Genomic DNA, 1,727 nt, shown 5'->3' on the forward strand with positions numbered 1-1,727 from the left:
CTGGCGGAGGCTGCAGCCTACCATGCCGATCGGCTCCGCCGGTGCCCGGAACTGCTTAGCCCGACCCTGCGCGGCGCGCTGCAGACGGGCTCGATGGTGAGCGCCGCGCATTACCTGCAGGCGCAGCGCGTGCGGCGGGTCATCGAAGCCGCCTTTGGGGAGGTGATGGCCCGGTTCGACGTGCTAGTGACGCCAACGACGCCGTTGCCGGCCTGCAGGGCGGAGGAGGACGAGACGGCGCTGACCGGACCGCGGATGCGCAACACGGCGCCGTTCAACCTGACGGGCCTGCCCGCGGTCTCCGTGCCCTGCGGCTTCTCGGCGGACGGCCTGCCGATCGGCCTGCAGGTCGTGGGCCGCGCCTGGGACGAGGTCACCGTCCTGCGGGTCGCCAGCACCTACGAGCGGGCGGTGGACTGGCACGCGAGGCACCCCGGGACGCTGGCTCCCGCTACGGGAGCGCCCTCATTGCCTGGTGGCCACGCCTGACGGCAGCGATAATCTCGTCGGGGTCCTTGATCCAGCGGAAGGGACGCGGGTTCTCGTTGGTCTTCTCGACGAAGCGGTTGATCGTGGCCTGTAGGGCGACCAGAGAGTGGAATACCCCTCGCCTGAGCCGCCGTTTCGTGAGCTTGGCAAAGAAACCCTCAACGGCATTGAGCCAGGACGCTGAGGTCGGGGTGAAGTGGAAGACAAAGCGAGGGTGCCGCCCCAGCCACCGCATAACCTTAGGGTGCTTGTGGGCGGCGTAGTTGTCGAGGATGACGTGGACCACTTTCCCCGCGGGCACCTCGGCCTCTATGGCGTTGAGAAAGCGGATGAACTCCTGGTGCCGGTGGCGCTGCATACAGCGGCCGATCACGGTGCCCTCCGAGACATTGAGGGCGGCGAACAGGATGGTGGTGCCATTCCGAATGTAATCGTGGCTCATGGTGCCGCAGCGGCCCTTTTTCAGGGGCAGTCCCGGCTGAGTGCGATCGAGTGCCTGGATTTGGCTCTTCTCGTCCACCGACAGCACGACGGCGTGGGCGGGCGGATCGACGTAGAGCCCGACGACATCGCGCAGCTTGGCGGCGAACTGCGGGTCGTTGGAGAGCTTGAAGCGCCGGACGCGATGGGGCTGCAGCCCGTGCGCGCGCCAGATCCGCCAGACCGAACTTGGGCTGATGCCCACCGCCTCGGCCATCGCCGCGGCCGTCCAGTGCGTGGTCTCGCCTGGCGGGCCGGCGAGCGTGAGGGCGACTACCCGCTCCGCCGTCTCCACCGGCAGGGGCGGGATGCGGGACGGCCGGGTCTTGTCGCGCAGCAGGCCTTCCACCCCGGCACGCATGAAGCGCTCCTGCCAGCGCCAGACCGCTGTCTTGGCCTTGCCCGTCCGGCGCATAATCTCGGCCGTGCCGAGGCCGTCCGCTGTCAGCAGGACGATCTCGGCCCGCCAGACGTGCTTCTGCGGGCTGTTGCGGTCCGCCACGATTGCCGCCAACCGCTTTCGGTCGTCAGAACTCACCTCAACCACGATGTCGGTGCGCATGCCCCAGACTCGCATGCCGCAGGCCCGCGCGGAATCCCAGGCGGGACTCTTCTGTCAGGCGCTATCCACTAGGGCGGAATCCGATCATTCTGGTTCATAGCCTGCGGCGGTGAAGTAGTTTCGGCACTCTTCCGGGGTAAAGCGTGGCAGGGCGTCGCGGATGGCATCCCAGAGCCCGTCGATGGTCCGCGCGGCG

Annotated in this window: 2 protein-coding genes and 1 pseudogene; 1 reads left to right on the top strand and 2 read right to left on the bottom strand. The window is 68.2% G+C overall.

The features are described 5' to 3' along the window. The coding region (locus H7965_RS29760) for an amidase family protein (protein ID WP_261394438.1) at positions 1–489 on the top strand (489 nt) is incomplete at its 5' end. Here H7965_RS29760 and H7965_RS29765 read toward each other — a convergent pair. Then, a complete protein-coding gene (locus tag H7965_RS29765) occupies positions 452–1,531 on the bottom strand; it encodes an IS630 family transposase (RefSeq protein WP_186774080.1) in 1,080 nt (359 codons plus the stop codon). The two genes, H7965_RS29760 and H7965_RS29765, sit on opposite strands and share 38 nt — an antisense overlap. Before the next feature lie 84 nt (positions 1,532–1,615). Beyond that, a pseudogene (locus H7965_RS31585) lies at positions 1,616–1,727 on the bottom strand (IS630 family transposase); the annotation flags it as partial.

The organism is Siccirubricoccus deserti (genome assembly GCF_014283215.1).
GTDB classification, from domain to species: Bacteria; Pseudomonadota; Alphaproteobacteria; order Acetobacterales; family Acetobacteraceae; genus Siccirubricoccus; species Siccirubricoccus deserti.